This window comes from Methylophilus sp. DW102 (assembly GCF_037076555.1).
Taxonomy (GTDB): Bacteria; Pseudomonadota; Gammaproteobacteria; order Burkholderiales; family Methylophilaceae; genus Methylophilus; species Methylophilus glucosoxydans.
Window position 1 is genome coordinate 2746675 of sequence record NZ_AP029023.1, and the last position, 22637, is coordinate 2769311.

Genomic DNA, 22637 nt, shown 5'->3' on the forward strand with positions numbered 1-22637 from the left:
CCTTAAGCCAGTTTGGCAGCGGCTTCGTGGATTGCTGCCCGGATACGTTGATAAGTCCCGCAACGGCAAATATTGCCACTCATGGCCGCATCAATATCGGCGTCGCTGGGTTTAGGGTTTTGCTTGAGCAGTGAGGTCGCAGACATGATCTGGCCGGATTGGCAGTAGCCACACTGCACCACATCAATCTGTTGCCAGGCGGCTTGTACGGCCTGTCCCACCTTGTCGTCATGCATGGCTTCTATGGTGGTGATTTTTTTATCCGCGGCCGCACTGACCGGGGTCACACAAGAGCGAATGGCCTGACCATCCAGGTGCACCGTACAGGCCCCACATTGCGCCATGCCACAGCCAAACTTGGTGCCAGTCATGCCAGCCACATCGCGGATTGCCCATAAAAGAGGCATGTCGTCGCTCACGTTGAGCTCGGTCTCTTTGCCATTGATATTGAGTTTCATCGTGTTTGTTCCTTTTTAAAATCTGATGCTGCAGTCGCAAAACCAATCTAAGGTTGGCTATCGTGAAAATATACTAACATACATGATTGTATGTATGGGCGTCCCGGAGCTGCATAAATTTAAATTTAATCGTGTTAAGTCTACAGTGTGCAGCCCGTGATTTAGCTGGTCGCGCAGCCGCTTTACATCTGTCGATCCAATCAGGACGAGATCCTGAAACAGTCTTTACATTGACTTCACTCCCGTCCGCCTGCTGGTGCCAGGTGATTTACTTTGTCTGCAAGTCAGGGCAGAATCAAACGCTTACCGTGAACACTCATCCCTATGAATACAATCCCCATGTCACGCTTGATTAGGAGAACGCCATGACGAAAGCCATTATTCTGCAACCGGGCGGCGGCTACCAAAATGTCACCGTCGGCACACGCGAAGCCCCTGCGCCAACTGCCGGGCAAATCACGGTCAGGCTGCATGCCAACTCGCTTAATTACCATGATTTTGCCGTGGTCAGCGGCATGTGGGGCCCCACCGAGCCGCGTATCCCGATGGCGGATGGCGCGGGTGAAGTAGTCGCGGTCGGCACAGGCGTCACCGAATTCAAAGTAGGCGATGCCGTAGTCAGTACTTTTTTCCCCACCTGGCAAGCGGGAGAACCGCTGGTTGAAGGCTTTGCCACCGTGCCAGGCGATGGTGTGGATGGCTACGCGCGTGAAATCGTCACCGCCAGCGCGGAATCTTTTACGCTGGCCCCCAAAGGCTGGAGCCATATCGAATCTTCCACCTTGACTACCGCCGCCCTGACGGCCTGGCGTGCGCTGATGTCTGATGATCAGCTCACCCCTGGCGATACTGTGCTGGTGCAAGGCACGGGCGGCGTTTCCCTCTTTGCCTTGCAATTTGCCAAGCTGGCAGGCGCGACCGTGATTGCCACCTCGTCCAGCGAAGCCAAGCTGGAAAAACTCAAGGCCATGGGTGCAGATCACCTGATCAATTACAAAACCACCCCGGCCTGGGGAACGCTGGCGCGCGAACTGACGGGCGGCCGTGGCGTCGATCACGTGGTCGAGGTGGGCGGTCCGGCCACCCTGGAACAGTCCATGCTGGCGGCGCGCGTCGGTGGCCACGTCTCTGTCATTGGTATATTGACCGGCTTGGCGGGCGACTTCCCTCTGGTCACAGCCCTGATCAAGCAACTGCGCCTGCAAGGCGTGCTGGTGGGTAGCCGCAGCATGCAGCAAGCCATGATCAAGGCCATAGACGGGAATGGCCTGAAACCGGTGGTGGATAAGGTGTTTGCGCTGGAGGAAATGGTGCAGGCCTTCCAGTATCAGGAGACCAATCAGCACTTTGGCAAAATTTGCCTGCAGATTTAACGGAGTAAAGCCCCCTGCTGCCGAAAAACGCGGGGGGCGTCGCCAAACTGCTGCTTAAAGGCTCGGCTGAAATGTGCAAAATCGTTAAAGCCGCAAGCCAGCGCGATCTCGGAAATGCTCCGGTGCTGCCAGGCCGGTTGCTTAAGGTATTGCGCACTCAGCGCCAGCCGCTGTTGCCAGACATAGCGCATCAAAGACGTCTGTTCATCGGCAAACAATTGATTGATATACCGGCTGGAAAATCCGGTGGCAGCGGCAATGGCGTCACTATCCAGGTCTGCATCCTGTAGATGCTTACTGAGCCACTGCTTGATTTGCAACAACGATAAACTGCGGCCAGGCGAACGCGGCAGCGCATGGTCTTGCAGGGTTTCAAGCGCATTGCCCAGCATGTCCAGCATAGGCACCGCGCTGGCTTCAAATGCCTGCATGGAGAGTTGATTCAGCTGACGCGTGAGCTGTTGCAAAAACGGCGACAACATGGCGGTCATGCCGTGCTGCAATCGCATGGGCATCGCCGTCAGATGCCCGGCCTGCGGCAAACGCTGATGCAACAAGGTTCTTGGGATAGAAACAATCAGCTTGGAAAATGCCTCTGGACAATGGATATAGTGCGGCACCGTGGCATCATAAATAGTCATGTCGCCAGGGCGCAAAAACACTTCCCGCCCTTGCTGTTGCAGACAATACCGGCCTTGCAGCAACAGGACGGCAAAATAATTATCCAACTGCGGACGACAGATTTCTCGCGTCCCGCGCTGGATGGTCAGGCTGTTGGAATGGATCACGGATAGTTGCAACGCCTGCCAAGGATAGAGCGTCATCTCGTTGTAAAGCGGGGCAGCCGTGGGCGGGACGATGTCCACCTCTGCATATTCACGTCCAATCACCTCACACAACCATGCCTTGCGCTGACTGGGTGCGACCAGATCGGAGCTATATTTGCGACCTGTCGCTGCGACTACTGTCCTTGCTTGCTGCGCCATGACCCTCTCCTTTGCTGAGCGAAATTAAGTCACAAACAGCTAGATTTCGCAAGCGAGTCATCTCCGTTTCAGTCAAGCGTGAGCTCCGTCCAGGTCAAGCAGGCCATGACAGATCGGCTATGCTGGGGACACGATATCCCCCAGGAGACTTTGATGCAATCGACCCCACAAGCCCACCAGATGTTATTGAAAGGGGCCGCATGCTGGCTGCTGATGGCGTTGTTACTGGCATGGTGTATGGTGGGCCTGAACTTTGGTGTGGCCCCACTCAAGGCGATTTTCGCGGGAAAATTCACGCGGCTGTTGCAAGCACATATCGATTTTCTGCTGATGACCGCCCTCATTTTTGGCATTGCGGCCAGCCGGGTCTCTTTGCCATGGCATGTACGCTGGGCGATGGTGATAGGCGCATTTACCAACTCTAGCCTGTTTTTGCTGACGGCCATTTTCCCGGCGCTGGACAATCCTGAGCTCCCGCCGCCCTTGCTGTTCCAGGGCTATTTGTTTGCCAGCCTCTTTACCACCAGCTATGGTTTTGGCAAAGCCTCTGTGCTGATTTTAAAGTCTGGGTTGCAAACAACCCCTCACCGAGAACCTTAGCGACGGTTAATCTTGAGCAAGGCATAAAGCGGGCACCACTGGATCAGCCCGGTCGCCAGCGGCACCAGCCCAAACCAGCCCCAGGTGGGACCCTGGAAAAACAGGGTCCACATCAGCAATCCGGCGCCGATAATCACTCTTAAATACTGTTCCAATTGCCCGATATTATCTGCCATGGCAGCCTCCTATATTTAGCGGCGATCAACGCCGTTAATGACAGGACAGCGCTGCATAAGCCTGATGTTGGGTCAGATAAATCTCACCATTGAGCTGCTGCCTGAGTGGAGCATGTTGCAACATGTCCATCACCGGGCCTTTGACCTCGGACAAATGAAAGCCAATTCCCAATGCAGATAAATGGTGGTTGATGACTTCCAGCACCTCCAGGGCACTGCCATCTACCTCGTTGACGGCGGAGCACATCAGGATCACATGTTTCAATGCCGTGTTATCGGCCACCACTTCGAGCACTTTTTGCTCGAGATAGCGCGCATTGGCAAAATACAAGCTCTCATCCACACGCAAAGTAATCACATCCGGGCACACACTGACCGCGTGCCGGGCCACGTTTCTAAAATGCTCGGTACCCGGCACCTGCCCGACAATGGCAATGTGCGGCCGACTGCTGCGGTATAGATGCATGGCCATGGACAGCAACACGCCCGCACTGATGCCATGTTCAATATCAACCAGCAAGGTAATCATAAAAGTCACCAGCAAGGCGGCAAAGTCACTCCGGTTACGCCGCCAGGTCTCGATAAACACGCGTCCGTCCACCAGGCTCATCACCGCAACGATAATCGTGCTGGCCAAAATAAATCTGGGTAACGCACTGAGCCACGAGGCCAGGAAAACCGTGGCCAACCACATGCCCAATGCGGTAAACAAACCCGCTGCCGGCGTTTGCGCACCCGCATCCATATTCACAACCGAGCGCGACACGCCGCCAGTGACCGGCTGCCCCCCACTCAGACTGGCCGCCAGATTGGCGCCACCCAAGGCAATCAACTCCTGGTCAGGGTCTATGCGTTCACGCCGTTTCATGGCCAGACTCTGCGCCACAGAAATCGACTCCACCGTGCCGATGATGGAAATCAGCAAGGCCGGGGCCAATAAAGATTGCCACATTGCCAGACTCCCATGCGGCAAGGCCAGCGCAGGCAGCCCGGCGGGAATCTGCCCTACGGTGCGCACCCCGGTGAGCAGGGCCCAACCGGCATGCATGGCAATCGTTCCGATCAACACCAGCAGCGCAGGCACTGCCCGCACCAACGCCTGCGCCCAAAACGGCGAGCAGCCCAGACTTAGCAACAGCGATTGCCCTTGCCGCCTGGCCAGCACCAGTAATAGCAGGGTGAGCACCGACAGCATAGCCGTAGCGAGATGAATCTGCGGCCATTGCCCCAGCATACTCTGCCAGAGCGCCAGCACATGACTGCCCTCGGCGTGGATGCCAAGCAAGGTGGGCAGCTGACTACTGGCAATCACCAGGCTGGCGCCAGCAATAAAGCCGCTCATGACGGGGTGCGATAGAAAATTTGCCAGAAAGCCTAATTTGAACATCCCGGCCAGCATCAGAAACATGCCAGACAAACATGCCAGGATCAGCGCCGCTTGCAGCCCCAACGCGGGACTCTGTGCTGAATAAGGCGCCACTGCGGTCGCAGTCATCAGTGCCGCCACCGCCACTGGGCCCACGGCCAGCGTCGCACTGGTACCTAACAAAGCATAGACGATTAACGGCAACAGGCTGGCATACAGGCCAACTTGTGGCGACAAGCCCGCCAGGATGGCATAGGCCAGCGCCTGAGGAACCAGCATCAGGGTCACCGTCAGCGCCGCCATCAAATCATGCATGGCCTGCTCACGCCGATAATGCGGCCCCCAGCGGAGGGCGGGCACGTAATGGGCCAGCCGAGTCAACATCGCTGTGCTCATGCCGACTGCTTGATCACCACTTGCCCACAGGCCTGGTTGGCAGGCAGGGCCACATCAATTTGTTTGGGATAGGCCAGCTTGAGATTGGCCATGATATTGATAAATTCAGCGCGGGAAGTTTGCCCGCCCAAGCGCTTGTTTTCACGCTTCTCGTGGCCGACCGTGGAGACGGTCCTACCGTGATAATCGTGGCCGGGATAAATCAGCGTATCCTCAGGCAAGCTGAAAATTTTGGCATGTATGCTGTCATACAACTGCCCGGCATTGCCCTGCTGAAAGTCGGTGCGGCCACAGCCATCAATGAGCAAGGCATCGCCGGTAAAGATGCGGTCACCGACCAGATAACTGACACAGCCGTTGGTGTGCCCGGGGGTGTAACGGACCTCGATATCCAGCGTGCCAACTTGCAAGTGCACGCCATCGGTCACCAGCACATCGCCGCATTGCGCGCCTGCATCACGATGCACCACACTTTTACTGCCCAGACGCTCGCGCAAGGTGGCGGCAGCGGTGACATGATCGGCGTGCACATGCGTTTCCAGGGTAAACACCAGCGTCAACCCATGCTGTTGCAAAGCCGCCACATACTTGTCTACCTCGCTGCCTACGGTATCAATCATCACCGCCTGCCGGGTTTCTTTACAGCCTAGCAGATAGGTATAAGTGCTACTTTCAGGCTCAAAAAATTGCTTGAAAATCATCCGCGTGCTCCTTATCAAGATGGCGTTGATTCAGCAAAACCAGTGCCAATGTTTCAATAAAAATTTAAAAACAGTAAAATCAATGACTTATATAAAAATATCACTTGCCCACGCCCGCCAAAAATGTTTCAATGAAACACAAAACCACAATCATGAAACGTTTCAAATAAGAAATGGAACAAACCACCCCCGATTTTTTCAGCCAGCAGGCCGGCCTGAGCCGCGCACAGGGCGAATCGCTGGCCCGCATGATTTCATTGATCATGCCAGATGCAGCCGTGTTTACCGTCGATGCTCAAAAGCGGATCAGTTACTGGAGCCCGGGTGCCGAAAAACTGCTAGGCTTCACCCAGGCTGCGCTCTTGGGTGAAAACTGCCTGACCGCCAACCGCTGCGAACAGTGTATGCGCGGCTGTGGGCTCACCGAGTCTGGCAAGGTCGAGGGCGCCCCCCTGCTGCTGCACCGGTCTGATGGTGAACGACAGGCAGTGTTGAAATATGCCATGGCCTACTGGCCTGAAGATGGCGCGTTTGCGGGCGGCCTCGAAATCCTGCTGCCCCAGCAGGCGGACGCAGGCAAGACCGCCGCACAATCCTCGCTGGGTGAAAAATATGGCTTGATCAGCCATGCGCCCGAAATGCAAAAAGTGTTTGAAATGATACGCCGCGTGGCAGTGACAGATATACCGGTGTTGATCCGCGGCGACTCCGGTACAGGCAAAGAGCTGGTGGCCCGCGCCATTCATGGCGAGAGTCTGCGTCACCGCGGCGCCTTTGTCGCCATCAACTGTGCCACGCTCAATGCGGGCATGCTGGAGAGTGAGATGTTCGGCCACGTCAAGGGTGCCTTCACCGGTGCCATTCGTGATCATCAGGGCCTGTTTGGCCGGGCCGAGGGCGGCACGCTGTTTCTGGATGAAATCGCCGAACTGCCTTACGAATTACAGGCCAAACTGTTGCGCGTACTCGAAACCGGTGAATACCTGCCCGTCGGGGCCAGTCAGGCCATGCAAGCCAATGTCCGCATTGTTGCCGCCACACATAAAGCCTTGCGCGAAGAGGTTAAAGCCGGACGTTTCCGGCAGGACTTGTTGTTCCGCTTGCGCGTGGTGCCCATCTTCTTACCCAGCTTGCAGGCGCGCAAACAGGATATTCCGCTCATCGTGCGTCACCTGCTTAAACAGCAATTTACCGGGGAACAGCTGCCCGTAGTGAAGGCCGCCGTCATGCAGCAACTGATGGCCTATGACTGGCCAGGCAATGTGCGCGAACTGCGCAATGTGTTGAATTACGCACTGGTGATGTCAGATGGCAAGCAGATCGATACCGCAGACTTGCCGCCCGAACTGCAAACGATACCCGCGTCAACACAGACAATGGCAGCGCCAGTCGCCAAACCAGGCCGCCAGGCGCTTTCAGAAGCCGCCATCGTGCAAGCCGTCACTGACTGCCAGGGCAACCTGACCCAGGCGGCCAAGCAACTTGGGATTGGCCGCACCACACTGTGGCGTTACCGCAAACTTTGGCAAAAAGACTGATACGGTCACAACCAGCCGCGACGCACCGCCAGCGTATGCACGGCCATTCCCGCCAGCATGCTGGCGACAAACAGCCAGACCGCCGGGCCACCCGTCAAGAGTGAGGCGATGGCTGGGCCGGGACAAAATCCGGCAATGCCCCAGCCGGTGCCAAAGATCACCGCCCCCAGCACCAGTTTGCGGTCAATCAGACGCGTGCCTGGTAACTGCACAGGCAGGCCCAAGACACTGGCGGAGTGCCTGGCCGCAGACTTGAAGGCAAAAAAGCCTACCGCAATCGCACCCATCATCACAAATGCCAGTGACGGATCCCAGTCACCGGTCACATCCAGAAAGGCCAACACCTTGGCTGGATTGGTCATCCCGCCTACAATCAACCCCACACCGAAGATCAGCCCGGCGATCAATGCCATCAGATTTGCCATCTTGCTTCTACCCTATCATCCACACATGGCGCCATAGCCAGACCACCAGCATCGCCACCAGCATAAACGTAAATGTCGCCACCAGCGAACGTGGCGACAGCCGTGACAAGCCGCAAACCCCATGACCACTGGTGCACCCCGACCCCAGGCGACTACCAAAGCCCACCAGCAATCCCGCCACGATCAACCAGGGCGTGGACGCCTGAATCTCCACCATAGGCAACGGCCGTGCCAGGACATAAACCAATGGCGACAGCACCAGACCCGCGACAAAAGCCAGGCGCCAGGCCCGGTCACCGGCGGCGGCCGACCAGACCTGCCCCACAATGCCACTGATGCCAGTGACCTTGCCCAGCCAGCGGATCATCAGCAAGGTGGAAAAACCTATGAGCAATCCACCCATCAGTGATTGCCAGGGGGTAAAAGAAATCATGCTTTTTTCTACATCCTCAACAGCGTTTATGAACAGGTCTAGCCAGCGCCATCATCCCTCAATCGACTTCGTCGGCCATGTCCTCATGGGCGGGTTCCGCAAGCTGGTTACATTCAAAACCGGCATTTTCCAGCGCAACCCGATACTCGCAGCCCGGCAAATGCCCTTCCAGCTTGCCGTTGATATGGGTGGTTTCCTGCTTGCAATAGGCGCAACGGTAACGGTGGGCCTGGCCTTCAAAGTGCTCTTGCGGATAGTCGATATAAAACAGTCGTTTCATGTTAATTGCTCCTCATCACAGCACTAGACAAGACCTATGCTACGCTGTCGACAGGAGGCTGGCAATACACAAAAAATCGCCTTGAGCAAGATTTTTCATCAAATAATTTTAACGTGCAGATTTTAATCAGGTCTAATTTAACACATAAAATCAAATAGTTAAGACACTCACCCACAGCTCACCATAAAAGTTATCCACAAAAAATGTGGACAGGCGCCCTTAGCCACGGCTATGTAAGGCAGCGATTTCCTGAATGTCCAGATCACGTTCCATCAGATGCAGCAACTCGTCATGAATCTGCCCCGAGCGATGCAGTCTAAGCAGCTCTTCGCGACCGGCCGCCACGGCGGCCAGTACCACATTAAAATGCGCTTTGCGGAGGTCATCGGGCAGACTGTCTTCATGTTTATGTTTGTCTGACAGGCTTTGCCGGTAGCTGTACTGTTCCAGCAACCGCGGGTGCATTAATGCGCCATGTTCGTTATAGGCCAGTTTGTTAACCACTGAAAACTGTGCCTGCTCAATCCGGGCCCACACCTGTGGCTCATTGAGGTAAATATGCTCATGCTTGCTCGCCTTCAGTTTAAATGCCCGGATCACCTGGCCTATCGTCGTCCCCTGCACCACCACCGTCACCAGGATCACGGCAAACGCGCACATCAGCATCAAGTCGCGTCCGGGCACCTGGGCGGGGACCGCCAGTGCTGCCGCCAGCGTGACCACGCCACGCATGCCTGCCCAGCTTTTGACAAAAGACTCGCCCCAGGTGCTGTGTCCATGCGCCGCATGCGGCTTGCGAATGAGTCTGGCCAGCCCATCAACCATGAAAATCCAGACAAAGCGTGACAAGATCACCACAGCCAGCACCAGCAACACTTCCAGTCCATAAGCCTCCAGGGATTTGTCGGCATGGGCGACACGCTCCCAGACGCCGCGCAAAGAGAGGCCGATAAAGATAAACACCAGCGACTCAAAGATAAAAATCATGATTTCCCAAAACGCGGCACCGCGCCGGCGCGCCGTGGCCGACATGATTTCATGCTGGTGCCAGCCCAGCATCATGCCGTAAGTGACGGTGGCGATTACGCCTGAGACACCGATGTGCTCGCCCACGACATAACAAATCCACCCCGGCAAGGCCGAGGCCAGCACCATGAGCTCAGTGCCATGCAGATAGCGCAGGGTTTTAAACACCACATAGCCCATAGCCACGCCAAACAATACGCCCCCAACACTGAGCCAGGCAAAAGTTTCGAGCGCACCGCTCATTGAAAACACGCCGGTCAGCAAGGCGACAATCGAAAACTTGTACAGCACCAGCCCGGTGGCGTCATTGAGCAAGCTCTCGCCTTCGAGCAACACCAGCAGCTTGCGTGGCAAGGCCACGCGTTGCAGCACGGCTTTGGCGGCAATCGCATCCGGCGGCGACACAATTGCGCCCAAGGCAAAACAGGCCGCCCACGGCAGGCTAGGGTTGAAGCTATGCAAGACCAGCCCGACCGCCAGCGTGGTGAACAGCACCGCACCAATCGCCAGCAGTAAAATGCCGCCCAGGTGCCGCCTGAACTCATGCCAGACCGTGAAATAGGCACCCGCCATCAACAACGGCGGTAAAAACACCTCCATGACCAGGGCAGGATCAATCTCAAACGCCGGTAATTCTGGCACCAGGGCAATCAGGGCGCCCCCCGCCAGCTGTGCTACCGCAGGCGGCCAGCGCAGCCTGTTGGCCAGGACCTCGAGTGCAATAATCGCCACCAGAAAAAACAGGATTAAATTGAAATAAAACGAATTACTCATGATAGACCGAGAGGGTCAGGCCCTCATGTAAACAGATGAAACCGCACCACTGAGGCGCGCCAGTGCCGCTAATCTAACACAGGCAGCTTGCGCCAGGCTTGCGTTAACAGGATTTGTCTGTTGTGAGTGTGCGGGGGAAGCGCCTGTTTGACGCGGGCTTGAACTTGCATGCCCGCAATGGCTCAAACCAAAGAGTGTCCTTTTCAAAGATGAAGTGGCCGCACTGAATACCGTCAAGTTGGAGTAAGATGACGGCAGTCCGGCACAGGATAAGGAGTAAACATGTTTAGCTTGAAAAAATGGATATGGCGGCAATGGCAGGCCTGGCGCGGTGCAGATCGGGCGTATGCCAAATATCTGGCGCATTTTCAGCATTACCAGTCGCAAGTGGTGGATCCCGCCTTGCAACAAAGTTTGCAACTGCAGCCCATGAGCAAAGAAGCGTTTTTGCAAGCCTGGCAACAAAAAGGCCTCAAGCCTGCGGGTAAATCCTGCGGCTGCAAACCCGGCTGCTGCGGCTAGGCCCTGATGGACATGATCAACATCCATGCCGGCAAGTTGCGGGCGATTGGCTATGATGCAGGCAAGCGGGCGTTGCGCGTGAGGCTGGAAGACGGCAGCACCCTCGAATATACCAATGTCGGCGAAAGCGTCTGGCGCAGCTTCAAAAGCGCCAGCGCCCAGTGGAGCTACTACCGCGATAATATCGAAGAAGCATACGGTTGCCAACGGGTGAGCACCCCAGTCACCTTGGCCACGACCGTGAGCCGCAACCCGCTGGATGATTTGTTCCAGTAACAGCGGGTACAGATAATCATTCAAGCCCCCGCCTGCAAGCCTGCCGCAGATTGAGCAGCCGTTTGCCTGGCCTGTTGCCACCACAACAATATCGCCAGCACCGCCACCCCCGTTAGTAAGGTAAAACTCATGGCGTAGCCATAACGCTGCGCGACCCAGCCTGCCATGGCCGGACTCAAGGCTGCCCCCAGGCCCTGGATGGTCAACACAAATCCCAGCCCGACATTGAAATGCCCACTGCCTTGCAACATCTTGGCCACCAGTCCTGGCAAAGCCACCCCTAACAGCCCCGCGCCGACGCCATCCAGTAACTGCACGGGCACCACCGCCCAGGGCGAGTTCCAGGTGGACGCAATCACGACGCGCACCGGCAAGGCAAGCAAGGCCAGCGTGACCAGCCGTTCGTAACTAAACTGCTCGGCATAACGCCCGGCTAGCAATGCCATGGGGATCATCACCAGTTGCGCAATCATTACCGTCAAAGCCGTAAACAGGCTGGCGTTGACCAGACCTTGTGACACCATGGTTTGCCCCAGCAAAGGTAGCATGGCAGCATTGGCCAAATGAAACAGCATCATGATGCAAGCCAGCATCAATAACGGGCGTGACTGCAGCAAGGCCTTCCATACGGCACGGCTAGAATCACTTACCGCAGCATGTGACTCCAGACCGCGCGCCGCATGGTAATCAATCTCCTGCGGGCGAATGCGGCGGATGCACAGCAGCGCCAGCACCGCCATCACCGCCAGTAGCATAAAGACGGCAGACAAGCCCCAGAAATAACCGAGCACGCCAGCCACGGAGACTGACACCAGGCTACCGGCATGACTCCAGGCCTCGTTCTGACCAAGCTGCCTGGACAAATATTTAGACCCGACCAGGCCCAGGCTGATACTGGCAATCGCGGGCCCGATCATGGCACGGACCACACCGGTAGCGGCTTGCGACAAGGCAATCGCCGCAAACGAGTGCCACAGCAACAACACCAGGCAACCGACCACCATCAGGATGGCGCACACGGACAGCCACAAGCGCTTGGCATGTGTGCGGTCCATCAGGGCACCCGCCGGGATTCCCGCCACCATGGTTGCCAACCCGCCTATGGTCATCACATAGCCAATCTCATCCGCCTGCCAGGATTGTGCCAACAAATACACGCCGAGAAAGGCGCCCAGCCCGTCGCGGACATCGGCCATGAAAAAATTCATCACCGCCAGCCATTGCCGTGAATCTGCAGGCATTTTGAATAGACGCATGCTTTTCTCCTTACACCACAGGGGCTTTAAAGATAAAAAAGGCGCCCAGACCAATGAGGGCAAAGCCGACAACATGGCTGGAGGTGAAATGCTCGCCGAGCGAATACACCGAAAACACGGCAAACACACTGAGCGAAATGACTTCTTGCATGGTTTTGAGCGCCGCCACCGAATACACGGTATGGCCGATCCGGTTGGCCGGCACCGCAAAACAATATTCAAACAGGGCAATCAGCCAGCTCACCACAATCACCACATACAGCGGCTTTTCGGTGAACTTGAGATGGCCATACCAGGCCACTGTCATAAACACATTGGAGATCAATAACAATAGAATAGGGGCTAATTTTGCAATCATGATGCATCCTGTCAAAAGAGGGAGTCCAGCGTGGGCGGCGGCCTTTAGGCAGCACCGCTGTTGCCCAAAGCGATTTAAGCAATACCTAACTTGCTTAAATCGCAGGCGACGCCGGATGAAGCGTTGGCTTGGGCTAAATCAGGGTCTAGCACTGGCCGGCTACCGCAGCCGCTGGCTGGCAAGCTGGGGCCGCGGGCGCATAGAGTGGCTGCATCCTAGCGGCGGAGCTCCCCATGCGAATCGCCTCCAGTGATACACCATTGGCCGTCTTGGTCCCTAGACCAGCCACCGCAATACGCAGCCCTGGGCGCAATGGCATACTCAGGCTTTCAGGCGGAAAGTGAACAATGCTCTGGTTATCCAGGATGACACCATCGACTTCGCCGCGCGGACCATTCAGGATCAGATCGACCTTGCCTTCCACCTGCAGCGGCTGCAATGACTGTGCCCGCAAATGTGGGGGTAACAAGGGCAGGTTATTGGCTGGTGGCTGGTCCACCACAATATTGCCGGTGGTCACATTGATAATGGCATCGGCTTTAATAATGGCTGGCGTTTCAGCATGCCCGAGAATACGCACATGCTGGCCGGGTTGCACAGCGCCTAGCAAGGCCTGCGAACGGTGCGGGGGGAATTTGACAATCACGTCATTCGCCAAGCGCAAGCCATCCGCTTCCCCATACGGATTAAACAGGATGGATTTGACAGTCGCCTCAGCTACCGCGGGCAGCGCCGCCGTCGCCTGTAAATCCAGCGCGCCTGCAGGCGCAGGCGCCAGTGGTGCCGATGCGCCTGGTCCCAGATTAAGTGGCGCAGGCGTCAGCGGAGAAGGATTCGCAGCTAAGGGCGGCAAGGCAAATGCTTGCAGGGTCATACTTAGGGTAGTGACGAGCAGCGCGGCACGCAGAGGACGACTGCCGCGTGCAAGATGGCTGCTACGTGTACATACAGAAGAAGTTAACATGAAATGCTCCTTGTCATGGATAGAGGTTATCTCCTCTATTGCAAGGGGCATGCCAGATAAAAAATCATTTTAAATCAATTGCTTGAAAAATAAACCCTGGCACACTTGTCCGCTTTGGTGACACAACACTGTCCGCTGGGCGGACAGCTGTCAGCGCTTATGTCAGGCCATGTTCTTCGAGCTTGCGGTAAAGTTGCTGACGGGACAACCCCAGTTTACGCGCCGCTTCACTGCGGTTGTCACCGCTCTCGCGCAATGCGCGCTCTATCATCTCGCGCTCGACTTGCTGCAGGGTCTCGGCCAGCGTGCCTGTGGCGGCGCCACGACCAGAAGCATCTGCCGCTTGAGGACGTGGCGTAAAAGAAATATGTTCAGCCTCGATCCAGGCATGATGACTCAAAATCTGCGCGCGCGCGATGGTGTTGCGGAGTTCACGGATATTCCCCGGCCAGTCATGTTGCACCAGCTGTTGTGCGGCTTCAGCGGTCAGACGCTTGGGAGTACCCGCAGCTTCACTGGCCAAAAAATGCTGTGCCAGCAGCAACAGGTCTTCACCGCGCGCGCGTAGTGGTGGCAAGGCAATCGGCATCACCTGCAGCCGGTACCATAAATCTTCACGAAACTGCCCGGCGCGGACGGCGGCAGGTAAATCTCTATGGGTGGCAGCAATGATGCGCGCATCCAGCGCAAGCACAGTTTGCGCGCCGACCGGGCTAAACTCGCGCGCCTCCAGCACCCGCAAAATCTTGGCTTGCAGCGCCAGCGGCATATCACCAATTTCGTCGAGGAACAGGGTGCCGCCAGTCGCTTGTCGCAAATAACCTTTACGGTCAGCCACCGCACCGGTAAACGCACCTTTGACATGCCCAAACAGTTCGCTTTCCATCAATTCTGCCGGGATGGCGGCGCAGTTGACGGCCACAAAAGGGCCATGGGCGCGCAAGCTGTTACGGTGCAGTGCACGCGCCACCTCTTCCTTGCCGGTGCCGGTCTCGCCCAAAATCAGCACGGTTGCCTCGGTCGCCGCAGCCAGGCCGATGTGTTTGAAGACCTCGCGCATGCATTCACTGTTGCCAATCAAGCGTTCCGCCGTTGGGTTGTCTGCGGTCAGCGACGCGTCGGCCTCCAGGCGAGACTCGCGGTCAGCGCTGCGCTCGGGCAGTGCGCGTTGCAAGGTTTCCATCAGCTTCTGCCGTGAAACGGGCTTGGTCAAATGGTCAAACGCACCCAGCCGCATGGCCTCAATCGTATTGCTGCCACTGGCGTAGGCGGTAAGCATGATGCAGGGCACCGCCTTGATCGCCTGCGCCTGACGCAAGAAGGACAAGCCGTCTTCCCCGGTGAGTTTGAGATCGGTGATCACCAGCTCTACCGGCGCCGTCCGCAAGCAGTGCAGGCCCGCCTGCACATGGCTGGCTTCCAGCACATGGTGCCCCAGGTCAGAGAGCATTTCAGACAGGCTGCTTCTAAAGGCGGGGTCATCGTCAATAATCAGGAGGTGTGCCATGGCAATTCAATCTCAAAACGGGCGCCCGCGGCAGTATCGGCCAAGCGTAGCTCGCCGCCATGCGCCTGGACAATCTCGCGCGCCAGGGCCAGGCCCAGGCCGGTACCACCACTGCGCGCCGTACTAAAAGGTTCAAACACCTGGGGGCGCAAATGCGCGGGCACGCCACTGCCATTGTCGGCCACCCACAATCGCAGGTGCCCCGAAGTGACGCTGTCCAGCCCCAACTCAATCTCGCCTCCCACAGGGATATGCGCCAGCGCATTCAGGATCAGATTGTCCATCACTTGCGCCATTTTATCCGGGTCGAGCACGGCCTGCGCTTGAGCACGTGTCACCACGGCATCACTCAGGGTTAACTTCCAGCGTGCCTGCTGCGCAGTCAAGGCCTCTTGATGCAAGCTGATCAGGCTGGTCAGCCAGGCGCGCAAATCCACTGCCTGCTTATGTAGTTGCAAGGGATGCGTCAGTGCCAGCAAACTGGAGATCAGGCTTTCGAGGCGCGAGGTTTGCGCCAGCACAGCCTCAAAGGCACTCTGGCTGCGTTGCTGATAGCGCTCAGGGGCCGCGGCCATGGCATTTTCAACCTTCATGCGCATGGTGGCTAGCGGATTACGGATTTCATGTGCCAACCCGGCAGAAACCCGGCCCAGCGTCGCCATGCGCTCAGACTGCGCCAGCTGTTGCATCAGTGCAGCCATCTGGCGCTGCCAGCGCAGCAGCATCCAGGCCAGCCAGGCGCCTGACATCACGACCAGGCCTATCAGCAACGCCAACGCCAGGCTCAAATGATTGAGCACCTCTGCCTGAATCAGCAACACGCGTTTCATCACCCAGGCAACAGACGTGTCGGTGGCTTGGGTCAGTGGGCAGGCAGCAAACACAATGGCTTCACGCAAACCGGGTCGCACCTCCAGAATCAACTGATGGCTGCGGCTGGCCAGTTCGGCGGTGGCAGTGATTTTTTCAAGTTCGGCCACTGGCGGATCACGCTTGACACCCGTGCCATCGTACGTAGGAAAGGCATATGCAAACACGCCTTGCTCTGGCCGCCAAAAGCCGCCTTCACTGCCGGGCTCTTCGCGTAGTGCAAGATCTATCACCGCCTGCCAGCCTGCCTGCGCTGAAGCACTCTCCAGCCTCGCAAGGTGTACCCCATGTTGCATGGCCTGGCAGCTGGCAGCCGCATGCAGCCTGGCCTCGGCAATCTGCGAGGCCGCGCCCTGGCGGCTCAGTTCGATCAACAGCCAGACCAGCAAGGCCGAGACGGCCGCAATCACAGCCCAGAGCAGGAGCAGGTCTCGGCGCACCTTGTGGGTATGGGTCTGCATAAAAAGCCTGTGTAGAGTCGATGGTGTGAATAAGAGGGTTGAAGCGGCAACCACACGGTAGCACATCACTCACAGCGCTTCAATCAGGCTGGCGCTGACAAGCCTTGGCGGCTGACCAAGCACACCGCAAGACTGGACCCCGTGCGATTGTAAGCCCGCTGTAATCCAGCTTTGTTAGTCTGGCCATGGCTGTTAGTATTTCTGTCCCCCCTCACGTCTGGAGTCGATGATGACGGATGACGCATTGATCATTGATCAACGTTTTGGTCTGGGCGCACGCGCCGCTGCCACTACGCCCTCAAATAGTGTCTCGCAGGCATTGCTGGACGAATTTGGCCGTTACCAGGCCTTGCCGCCATTGTGGCAGCAATACCAGCAAACGCTGCCGTCCATCGAGCAAGAGATGCAGGAAATGCGCATGATTAATCAGGCCGGATCACCTGAGGACAAACTGCAGTTGCGCCGCCAGATGCGTAACGAAGCGCGTGACAACTATACCGAGGCAGTGCAGGTACGCGCGCAAGTGGCGCAGCAGACCGATACCCCGTTTGTGGAAAGACTGGTGCATTTCTGGTCCAACCATTTTGCAATTTCGGCACAAAAATCGCAGGTCACACAACTGGCCGGATTGTTTGAACTGCAAGCCATCCGTCCGTTTGTACTGGGCACGTTTAAAGACATGCTGTTTGCGGTCGAGAAGCATCCGGCCATGTTGATCTACCTAGACCAGCAGCAATCACGCGGGCCACAAAGCGAAGCCGTACAACGGCAAATGCGCCGCCAGCCGGACAAGAAAAGCGGCCTCAATGAGAACCTTGCCCGCGAAATTCTGGAACTGCACACGCTGGGCGTGCGTAGCGGTTATAGCCAACAGGACGTGACCGAATTTGCACGCGCACTGACCGGCTGGACCGTGCCCGGCCCCAAGCTCACAGGCGAGACCGATGCGCGCTATCCTGGCTTTGTCTTTAATGAGCGCGTGCACGAGCCTGATGTCCGTCAGTTACTCGGCAAAACCTACGCGCAACCGGGCGTGCAACAAGCCGAAGCCATCCTCACTGACTTGGCCGCCGCCCCGGCCACGGCCACGCATGTAGCGACCAAACTGGCCTGCCATTTTGCTGGCGACCAGCCACCGCCCACCCTCATTAACCGGCTACGCGACACATATCTGCAAACCGGGGGCCAACTTCCGGCACTGTATCGCGTGCTGATGGAAGCGCCTGAGTGCCGCGTGCCCACGCCGGTCAAGTTCAAAACGCCGTGGGAGTGGCTGATTAGCAGTGTACGGGCGCTGGACATTGACCTTTCGCATGTCCGCGTCTCGCAAGTCATGACCCAGCTGGGACAACCGATCTGGAAACCAGGCTCGCCCGCCGGTTATGACGATGTGGCCGAAAGCTGGCTCGCCTCCAACGCCTTGTTGCGCCGGGTGGAGTATGCGCAGCGGCTGGCTTCGCTGACCAAGCTGAGCATGCCACCCGCGGTGCTGGCCAATACCGTCCTGCGCGGCAGGCTCAGCCAGGAGACCTTGCAGCAAGTGAGTCGCGCCGAATCTGCGCACACCGGTTTTGCGCTTCTGCTGGTCAGCCCTGAATTTTTAAGGAGATAGCCATGCAGCGCAGACAATTTGTGCAATTATGCGGCGCCGGGCTGGCCGCCTTTTGGCTCCCCAGCTTGAGTTTTGCGGCAGCAGCGACCGAACAACGTTTTATTTTCATCATCCAGCGCGGCGCGGCCGATGGTTTGAACACCGTGATTCCGTATGCAGATCCCGATTACCAGCGCTTGCGTGGCGCCTTGGCCGTGCAAGACATCAATGACACCAAGTTGGACAGCCTGTTTGCGCTACACCCGTCGCTGGTCACGGCCAAGGCGCTTTACCAGCAGCAACATGCACTGTTTGTACATGCGGTGGCCTCTGCCTACCGCGAGCGTTCCCATTTTGACGGGCAGAATGTGCTGGAAAGTGGGGGGACGCGTGCTTATCAGCTTAAAGATGGCTGGTTGAACCGCTTGCTCGGCCTGCTGCCGCCCGCCCAAAACGAGGCGATTGCATTCTCCCCCACCATTCCGCTGGCCTTGCGCGGCAACTATCAGGTCGATGCCTATGCCAGCGCCAAGCTGCCACAACCCTCCGATGATTTACTGTTAAGAGTCAGCCAGCTTTACCAGCAGGATGCCCAATTACATGCCGCCTGGGAAAGTGCGATGCAAGTCGAGAATATGGCGGACAAAGGCATGCAAGGACAAAACAGCCAGCAGCCAGCAGCGCTGGGTAAAATGGTTGGTGATTTTTTAAGCCGGCCAGACGGCCCGCGCATTGCCATGCTGGAAACCGGCGGCTGGGATACCCATAGCGCCCAAAACAGCCGCCTGAGTAAACAGCTGTCCGACCTGGATACCCTGCTCGCTAGCCTGCAAACCAATCTGGGGAGTCACTGGCAGCAAACGCTGATCATCGTCGCCACCGAATTTGGCCGCACCGCCGCCGCCAATGGGACAGGCGGCACTGACCATGGCACAGGCGCCGCCATGCTAGCGTTTGGGGGCGCCCTGCCCGCCATCACGGCAAGCAATCGAAGCTGGCCAGCCGGCAAAGTCATCGCCGACTGGCCCGGCCTCAAAGACAGCCAGCTGTATCAGGGGCGCGACTTGCAACCCACACTGGCGCTGGATAAGGCAATCACGGCATTGGTGAGCGCACACTATGGCTTGGAGCCAGGCAAGGTCGCCCGCACACTGTTTCCGGCATCCAGCTGATGTTTTTGCAGGGCGCCCCATAACAAATACACCCGGCAATCAAACTCATATTGCATGTAGTCGGGTTCCATATGCAGACAGAGCTGGTAAAACGCCTTGTCATGCTCGCGCTCTTTGAGATGTGCCAGTTCGTGTACCACGATCATGTTGAGAAATGCCAGCGGCGCCGTTTTAAAAAAAGCCGAAATCCGGATTTCTTTTTTGGCTTTGAGCTTGCCGCCCTGCACCCGCGAAATGGCGGCATTGAGCCCCAGTGTCTGCTTTTCTATGGTGAGCCGGTTGTCGAAATAGACCTTGTCGAGCAAGGGCGCGTTTTTCAAATAGCGCTGCTTGAGCGCATTACAAAAATCATACAGCGCCTTGTCACTTTGAATCGTGTGCGTCTCGGGATAACGCTGCTGCAGATAATTGCCCAGTTGGCCCTGGGCATGCAACTGGGCAATTTGCGCACGTAAATGCGAGGGATACCCCGGCAGAAATTGTTGAATCAAGGTCGCAGACATGCCGCCATTTTAAACGGCAACGGCCACAACATTCAAAAATCAGTTACATCGAAAAATCAGAAGACAGATCCATGGTGTTGGGACCAGTTTCCTCCTGATAGGTAGATGTCGTCACCGGCGGTGCTGACGCCCGTTTCCAGGCATCATATGCCTGTTGATCGACAGGACTCAGCTGCGCGATGGCCTCCGCATTCAGGCTCGCAAAAGGGCGGCCATCTTGCGTCGTCGCGCCCGCATCTGCCGCGCAGGCCACCCCGACCACTGCAGACAAGATCGTCGCCAATATCCATACATTAGTGAAAAGTCTCATTGTTGGCCTCTTGCATACCTATGACCGCATAGACTAAGCCAGCTGCCGCCAGGCCACAACGGGAAAGCTTCCTGTTAACAGCCGCTTAAACCAGTTCATCCTGCGTCAGGCCAATCAAACCATCACAGGCCGGCCAATTTTCTGCCTCATCTACCGTCGCGCATGCGCGGTATCCATCAAAAATGCCATGAACACTGCGTACGTGCAAAGACAATATAGATATCGCGTAAATATTGCAGTATGCTAATTACTCTGCTATGGACAATCGCACTTCGCCCTGGTCAACATTGGTAGCGCAAAAAACATCGCATGATCACGCATAAAAAGTTATTAACTCGCTTGACCGTTGTGCTCTGGATAGAACTTGTGCTCGCACTGTCTGTGCTTGGCGGCTTGATTGCGCTCAATATTTACCATGAGCATGCGCAAATTGAAGCGAATGAACGCGACCGCCTGATTACGCAAGCCAATGTCATTTCAAAAAACCTGGCCTTCCAGTTTCAAGGCGCCAATCAAGCCTTACTGGCCATTATTCAAGAAATCCCGGAGTGGAAACATCAACAGCAAGTCGCGACCAAACGCTTGACAACCATGGCGAGCACCATGCCAGGAATACGGGGATTTGACGTGTTTGATGCCGATGGAACACTGATATACACTAGTTTTCCAGAATATCTCGGCATGAACTTCAGTTACCGTGATTATTACCAGACCGCCCGGCGGGTTCGAGATCCCGATAGGCTTTACGTTTCGCCCCCGTTCACCGGCATGAGCGGTAACTATATACTCAACCTGACCCGGATCATTCCTGGCAAGCAGGGTGAGTTTTCCGGGATTGTCACTGCCATTCTGGATCCCGAATATTTTAAACCGCTGCTAGCCTCTGTGTTATACACGCAGGATAGCCGCAGTTCCCTGATACATAGCAAAGGCGTGCTGTTCATGAGCGTGCCCGACAACGGGCTCAAGCCGGGCACAAATCTGGCAACCCCTGGTTCATTTTTTACCCGGCATATCCAAAGCGGCAAAGCGGTGACCGTATTTAGTGGTCAATTATATTCAACCCGGCAGCAGCGTATGGTGGCTCAAACCACACTGGCCCCCGGCGACCTCAAACTGCATAGCACACTCATGGTAGCGGTCAGCCGCGACCTTGAACGCATTTTTAGATACTGGTACGAAAATGCCATGATTCAGATCATCTGTTTCAGTATTTTTGCACTCTTTACATTCACTATGTTGTTTGTATTCCAACGCCGTGAAAGCAAACACGCGCGAATGGCGGCTGAACATTCACACGCCCTGTTTCAATCCGAAAAACTGTTTCGCTCAACCTATGACTCCGCAGCCATCGGCATGGCTTTGCTAGGCCTCGATGGCAGGTTTATGCAGGCAAATCGGGCCTTATGCCATATGCTGGGGGAAGATGAAGCGGCGTTATGCCAGAAAACCATCCAGCAGATCACCCACCCTGACGACCACCAACTTGACCATCTGCTGCTGGACTCGCTGCTCACTAGCCAGCGAGATAACTATCAGGTAGAAAAGCGCTTTTTTCATAGCCAAGGTCATACGCTTTGGGTATTGTTGACCTACTCCTCCATTAAAGATGAAGCCGGCCAGCTCCAGCACTTTGTCGTACAAATACAAGATATTACTGAGTACAAGGCGCTACAGGAAAAATTGCAGAAGCAAGCCAATCAAGACTTTTTAACCGGATTGCCCAATCGACGCCACTTTATCCAAGAGGCCAATATCGCGCTGGCAAGACTCAAACGCCGTGGCGGCGCCATCGCTTTATTGATGATAGACATCGATCATTTCAAGAAAATCAATGACAACTATGGCCACCAGGCTGGCGATGTTGTATTGCAAGCGTTTGCCCGGCAATGTCAGACGCAGTTGCGCGATATTGATTTGATCAGCCGCTATGGTGGTGAGGAGTTTGCGATTTTGTTGCCAGATACGCAGAAAGAACAAGCGATAGAAGTCGCGGAGCGCTTGCGAACGACTGCAGCCAACACCGAAATGCACCTTGGAAACCACCGCGCTCTTCACCTGACTATTTCGATTGGCTTAGCTGCCACCTCGGAGACCAGCATCAGCTTGGAAAAACTGCTGATCAAGGCAGATGCGGCTCTCTATCAGGCCAAACAGTCTGGACGAAACGCCGTCAGTATTGCGCAAACAGACTGACCAGCACCGATACTGACTGTCTGACAGCAAGATTATCCACGCTGATGTACTATACAAGAGTCAGCAAGATGGGTGTAGACTGTGACTCATCATAAAAACCACGGTTCAGCGAGCTGCAA

The 22637-nt window shown here is 56.3% G+C and carries 24 protein-coding genes; 8 read left to right on the forward strand and 16 right to left on the reverse strand.

The window, feature by feature from the left end:
• Nucleotides 1–2: 2 nt before the first annotated feature.
• Nucleotides 3–458: a (2Fe-2S)-binding protein gene (locus AACH41_RS13035; protein WP_338655585.1), complete on the reverse strand. Its 456-nt coding sequence runs from the start codon at nt 456–458 to the stop codon at nt 3–5.
• 365 nt (nt 459–823) lie between these two features.
• On the opposite strand from AACH41_RS13035, the gene AACH41_RS13040 reads away from it, so the two are divergent.
• Nucleotides 824–1831 carry an NAD(P)-dependent alcohol dehydrogenase gene (locus tag AACH41_RS13040; RefSeq protein ID WP_338655586.1) on the forward strand — a complete coding sequence of 336 codons (1008 nt, stop codon included), beginning with the start codon at nt 824–826 and terminating at the stop codon, nt 1829–1831.
• Here the strand turns inward: AACH41_RS13040 and AACH41_RS13045 are convergent.
• On the reverse strand, nt 1828–2817 hold the full coding sequence (locus AACH41_RS13045) for a helix-turn-helix domain-containing protein (RefSeq protein ID WP_338655588.1): 990 nt from the start codon (nt 2815–2817) through the stop codon (nt 1828–1830). The two genes, AACH41_RS13040 and AACH41_RS13045, sit on opposite strands and share 4 nt — an antisense overlap.
• Nucleotides 2818–2970: 153 nt before the next feature.
• Here AACH41_RS13045 and AACH41_RS13050 point away from each other — a divergent pair, with 153 nt between their 5' ends.
• Nucleotides 2971–3417: a hypothetical protein gene (locus AACH41_RS13050; protein WP_338655589.1), complete on the forward strand. Its 447-nt coding sequence runs from the start codon at nt 2971–2973 to the stop codon at nt 3415–3417.
• On the opposite strand, the gene AACH41_RS13055 is transcribed toward AACH41_RS13050, so the two are convergent.
• Genes AACH41_RS13055 through AACH41_RS13065 form a run of 3 tightly spaced genes read right to left on the reverse strand, consistent with a single transcriptional unit; the run spans nt 3414 to nt 6056 of the window.
• Entirely contained in the window at nt 3414–3593 is a 180-nt protein-coding gene (locus AACH41_RS13055; protein ID WP_194748877.1) for a DUF2892 domain-containing protein, read from the reverse strand. The genes AACH41_RS13050 and AACH41_RS13055 overlap by 4 nt on opposite strands.
• A 34-nt stretch (nt 3594–3627) precedes the next feature.
• Nucleotides 3628–5355, reverse strand: coding sequence for a sulfate permease (sulP, locus tag AACH41_RS13060; RefSeq protein WP_338655591.1), 1728 nt, complete (start codon nt 5353–5355; stop codon nt 3628–3630).
• On the reverse strand, nt 5352–6056 hold the full coding sequence (locus AACH41_RS13065) for an MBL fold metallo-hydrolase (protein WP_313985129.1): 705 nt from the start codon (nt 6054–6056) through the stop codon (nt 5352–5354). The genes sulP and AACH41_RS13065 overlap by 4 nt, the downstream gene beginning before the upstream one ends.
• Before the next feature lie 173 nt (nt 6057–6229).
• Here AACH41_RS13065 and AACH41_RS13070 point away from each other — a divergent pair, with 173 nt between their 5' ends.
• On the forward strand, nt 6230–7594 hold the full coding sequence (locus AACH41_RS13070; protein ID WP_338655593.1) for a sigma 54-interacting transcriptional regulator: 1365 nt from the start codon (nt 6230–6232) through the stop codon (nt 7592–7594).
• 5 nt (nt 7595–7599) lie between these two features.
• Here AACH41_RS13070 and AACH41_RS13075 read toward each other — a convergent pair whose 3' ends face one another.
• The 4 genes from AACH41_RS13075 to AACH41_RS13090 form a co-directional block, all read right to left on the reverse strand.
• Nucleotides 7600–8019 (reverse strand): DUF6691 family protein, encoded by a 420-nt coding sequence (locus AACH41_RS13075; RefSeq protein WP_313985124.1) that lies wholly within the window; start codon nt 8017–8019, stop codon nt 7600–7602.
• A gap of 7 nt (nt 8020–8026) precedes the next feature.
• A complete protein-coding gene (locus tag AACH41_RS13080) occupies nt 8027–8452 on the reverse strand; it encodes a YeeE/YedE family protein (RefSeq protein WP_313985122.1) in 426 nt (141 codons plus the stop codon).
• A gap of 58 nt (nt 8453–8510) precedes the next feature.
• Nucleotides 8511–8732 carry a hypothetical protein gene (locus tag AACH41_RS13085; RefSeq protein ID WP_275357796.1) on the reverse strand — a complete coding sequence of 74 codons (222 nt, stop codon included), beginning with the start codon at nt 8730–8732 and terminating at the stop codon, nt 8511–8513.
• 219 nt (nt 8733–8951) lie between these two features.
• On the reverse strand, nt 8952–10532 hold the full coding sequence (locus tag AACH41_RS13090) for a Na+/H+ antiporter (protein WP_338655596.1): 1581 nt from the start codon (nt 10530–10532) through the stop codon (nt 8952–8954).
• Nucleotides 10533–10814: 282 nt separating this feature from the next.
• Between AACH41_RS13090 and AACH41_RS13095 the strand changes: the two genes are divergently transcribed.
• Entirely contained in the window at nt 10815–11054 is a 240-nt protein-coding gene (locus AACH41_RS13095; protein WP_194748884.1) for a hypothetical protein, read from the forward strand.
• Between the two features lie 6 nt (nt 11055–11060).
• A complete protein-coding gene (locus AACH41_RS13100) occupies nt 11061–11330 on the forward strand; it encodes a KTSC domain-containing protein (RefSeq protein WP_338655598.1) in 270 nt (89 codons plus the stop codon).
• A 20-nt stretch (nt 11331–11350) separates the two neighbouring features.
• Here AACH41_RS13100 and AACH41_RS13105 read toward each other — a convergent pair whose 3' ends face one another.
• The 5 genes from AACH41_RS13105 to AACH41_RS13125 all read right to left on the reverse strand — a co-directional run bounded on the left by AACH41_RS13105 (nt 11351) and on the right by AACH41_RS13125 (nt 16746).
• Nucleotides 11351–12586, reverse strand: coding sequence for an MFS transporter (locus AACH41_RS13105; RefSeq protein ID WP_338655600.1), 1236 nt, complete (start codon nt 12584–12586; stop codon nt 11351–11353).
• A 10-nt stretch (nt 12587–12596) separates the two neighbouring features.
• Complete coding sequence (locus AACH41_RS13110) at nt 12597–12944, reverse strand: DMT family protein (protein ID WP_194748886.1); 348 nt, start codon at nt 12942–12944, stop codon at nt 12597–12599.
• A gap of 145 nt (nt 12945–13089) precedes the next feature.
• Nucleotides 13090–13908: a hypothetical protein gene (locus AACH41_RS13115; RefSeq protein WP_338655602.1), complete on the reverse strand. Its 819-nt coding sequence runs from the start codon at nt 13906–13908 to the stop codon at nt 13090–13092.
• Between the two features lie 157 nt (nt 13909–14065).
• A complete protein-coding gene (locus AACH41_RS13120; protein WP_338655603.1) occupies nt 14066–15415 on the reverse strand; it encodes a sigma-54 dependent transcriptional regulator in 1350 nt (449 codons plus the stop codon).
• On the reverse strand, nt 15400–16746 hold the full coding sequence (locus AACH41_RS13125; protein WP_338655604.1) for an ATP-binding protein: 1347 nt from the start codon (nt 16744–16746) through the stop codon (nt 15400–15402). Before AACH41_RS13125 ends, AACH41_RS13120 begins: the two co-directional genes overlap by 16 nt.
• 226 nt (nt 16747–16972) lie before the next feature.
• Here AACH41_RS13125 and AACH41_RS13130 point away from each other — a divergent pair, with 226 nt between their 5' ends.
• Together AACH41_RS13130 and AACH41_RS13135 are read left to right on the forward strand one after the other, a co-directional pair.
• The gene (locus AACH41_RS13130; RefSeq protein WP_338655606.1) at nt 16973–18358 is read left to right on the forward strand and encodes a DUF1800 domain-containing protein; all 1386 of its coding nucleotides are present in this window, start codon (nt 16973–16975) and stop codon (nt 18356–18358) included.
• Nucleotides 18359–18360: 2 nt separating this feature from the next.
• Entirely contained in the window at nt 18361–19509 is a 1149-nt protein-coding gene (locus AACH41_RS13135; protein WP_338655608.1) for a DUF1501 domain-containing protein, read from the forward strand.
• Here the strand turns inward: AACH41_RS13135 and AACH41_RS13140 are convergent.
• On the reverse strand, nt 19455–20012 hold the full coding sequence (locus AACH41_RS13140; RefSeq protein WP_338655610.1) for a YgjP-like metallopeptidase domain-containing protein: 558 nt from the start codon (nt 20010–20012) through the stop codon (nt 19455–19457). The genes AACH41_RS13135 and AACH41_RS13140 overlap by 55 nt on opposite strands.
• Nucleotides 20013–20055: 43 nt before the next feature.
• Nucleotides 20056–20322 (reverse strand): hypothetical protein, encoded by a 267-nt coding sequence (locus tag AACH41_RS13145; RefSeq protein WP_338655612.1) that lies wholly within the window; start codon nt 20320–20322, stop codon nt 20056–20058.
• 309 nt (nt 20323–20631) lie between these two features.
• On the opposite strand from AACH41_RS13145, the gene AACH41_RS13150 reads away from it, so the two are divergent.
• The gene (locus tag AACH41_RS13150; protein WP_338655613.1) at nt 20632–22518 is read left to right on the forward strand and encodes a diguanylate cyclase; all 1887 of its coding nucleotides are present in this window, start codon (nt 20632–20634) and stop codon (nt 22516–22518) included.
• Nucleotides 22519–22637: the final 119 nt, after the last annotated feature.